This is a genomic window from Anaerophaga thermohalophila str. Valhall, from assembly GCF_000250735.1.
GTDB classification, from domain to species: Bacteria; Bacteroidota; Bacteroidia; order Bacteroidales; family Marinilabiliaceae; genus Anaerophaga; species Anaerophaga thermohalophila_A.
In genome coordinates this window covers 1-889 of the sequence record NZ_AHZV01000252.1, presented here as the reverse complement: position 1 = coordinate 889, position 889 = coordinate 1, and the positions used below count along the sequence as shown (strand labels likewise).

The 889-nt window shown below is 30.1% G+C and carries 1 protein-coding gene; it reads right to left on the bottom strand.

All coding sequences use genetic code 11. The annotated features are described in order from the left end of the window. Nucleotides 1-233: 233 nt before the first annotated feature. Nucleotides 234-889: hypothetical protein (locus OQ5_RS23565; protein WP_044107877.1), on the bottom strand; the 656-nt coding region annotated here is incomplete at its 5' end.

Below are 889 nucleotides of genomic sequence, written 5' to 3'. Positions count from 1 at the left end.
ACTTTGTGTGTGTAATTTTCATTTTGAAAAATCAAGAAGGTGAAAATTTTACGAACCTGTCTTTCAGCTTTTAAAAGAGAAATTGCAAAGGAATCAACTGCTCTAGTTTCAAATTCTGAATTGATAAGAAGGTCCACTGTTCCAAATTCATGTTTAAAGTTCATAGTAGCTGTATTTTGCCTTGCCCACAAACGTCCCGGCTGTATTCAGCTTTGTTGTGGGCTGGGGGTTTCTCATAGGTTATAAATAATTATTTCAATTGGGATTTCAAATTTCTGATTTCCTTTGTCATTTAGTCCCTGAATTGCGTATAAAACTGTTTTTAAGGATTCGCAGACTTCTTCATAGGTGCAATTCTGTCCATTATGAACGATTTTATTTCGTTTTGAGTTAAGTTTATCAAGCTTATTTTCTGTAATTTTAGTATCATAAAAAGTTTTCCCAGTCAGAGTTTTAAACAGGGAACCTAGATAAGTTTTTAGTCGTTGTTCTTTTATCTGTCTTAATAATTGTTCCTTTTCTGAATCGGTAGTAAGATTTGTCATTAATGATTTTATTGTATTTTGTACACAATAGTCTAAAAGATTAAAGGCTACAATTAAACTCTCATTGAAAAATCCTAAATGAAGTAAATCTTTAGCTCTTGAAAAAGTTCTCCACTCAAAAGGAACAGTGTTCGATAGTTTCTCAATTTCAACATGTGATGCTGTCTTATCCTTATAACTTGCATATAATTTTGAACTATTGTGTCTATTATTGATATAAAGTTTATGAAATAAGAAATCTTGTTCTCCGATATTTCTAATCCGAAACATATCTGTGAATTTACCATTTTTATAAGAGTATCGAATTAGATCAATTGCATAGTTTATTTTTTCAATATGATTAA